The 1300-nt window shown below is 69.2% G+C and carries 1 protein-coding gene; it reads right to left on the bottom strand.

Annotated elements, in window-relative coordinates; genetic code table 11:
- Positions 1-31 precede the first annotated feature (31 nt).
- Positions 32-1233 (bottom strand): IS3 family transposase gene (locus tag OO52_RS45440; protein ID WP_420711477.1). Its coding sequence is split into 2 segments (ribosomal slippage): positions 32-948 and positions 948-1233, totalling 1203 coding nucleotides; the frame shifts between segments, so codons are not numbered across the junction.
- Between the last annotated feature and the right edge of the window lie 67 nt (positions 1234-1300).

The raw sequence follows: 1300 nt of genomic DNA, 5'->3' as shown, positions 1-1300 counted from the left end.
GCGGGCCTTGACCCCGAGTCCTGAACACGGGTTATGCGGCTGGTGCCAGCGTAGTTGACGTTGTTTTGGAGGCTGTCTCGTAAGCGATCGGACTGCGGTATCCGAGACGGGAGTGACGGCGTCGGGTGTTGTAGCGGTGCAGCCAGCGGAACGCGTCGAGGCGGGCTTCGCGCTCGCTGGACCAGTGCTTGCGCCCCTGGAGCGTTTCGCGTTTGAAGGTCGCGTTGAAGGCCTCGGCGAGTGCGTTGTCTGCTGAGCTGCCGATCGCGCTCATGGACTGACGGACGCCGGCTTGGCGGCAGGCATCGGCGAAGGCCCGGCTGGTGTACTGGGCGCCGTGATCGGTGTGCATGACCGCTCCAGCGAGGCTGCCGCGGGTGCGTTCGGCGGCGGCCAGGGCCTCGATGACGAGCTCCGTGCGCATGTGATCCGCGATCGCCCAGCCTGCGAGGCGGCGTGAGGCCAGGTCGACGACGGTGGCCAGGTAGAGGAACTTCCCGCCGTCCACGGGGAGATAGGTGATGTCGCCGACGTACTTGGTGTTCGGCTTGCTCCCGGTGAAGTCGCGGCCGATCAGATCCGGGGCCTTCGCCGCGGCCGGGTCCGCGACCGTGGTGCGGTGCCTGCGACGCAGCCGCACGCCTGCCAGGCCGATGCTCCGCATCACCCGCGCGATCCGCTTGTGGTTAATCCGCTCGCCGGCCTCGCGGAGCTCGGCGGTGATCCTGGGGACGCCGTAGGTGCCGTCCGACTCACGGTGCACGGCCCGTATCCGTGCGGCGAGAGCGGCGTCGGCCGCCTGCCGGGCGGCCCGGTGCTCGGCGGTGCGGCGCCAGTAATAGAAGCTGGAGCGGGCGATGCCGAGGATGGTGCACAGCCGCTTCACGCCGTAGCGGCGCTGGTGGTCGGCGACGAACTGGAAGCGGTTCACCAGCGCGTCTCCCCGGCGAAATACTTGGCCGCCTTCCGCAGGATCTCGCGTTCCTCCTCCAGCTCACGAACCTTCTTGCGCAGGGCCGCGTTCTCCGCCTCCAGCAGCGTGGGCGGCTCGGTGGTCGCCTCCGCCCGGCGTCCCCGCGGCCGGCTCGCCCCAGCCGCCCGGACCCAGTTGCGCAACGTCTCCGGGTTGATCCCCAGATCAGCGGCGACCGACCTGATCGTCGCCTCCGGCCGCGACCGGTACAACGCGACCGCGTCCACCTTGAACTCCGGCGGATAGTGCTTCATGACCACGGGACATCCGTTCTCCTGGACTCAAGATCCAAGTCTCTCGGGTGTCCAGGATCCGGGGTCAAGCCCC

The organism is Streptomyces flaveolus, from assembly GCF_000716535.1.
Classification (GTDB): domain Bacteria; phylum Actinomycetota; class Actinomycetes; order Streptomycetales; family Streptomycetaceae; genus Streptomyces; species Streptomyces flaveolus_A.
Note: the sequence above shows the minus strand (reverse complement) of the source record. Positions and strands in the feature narration are given on the sequence as shown.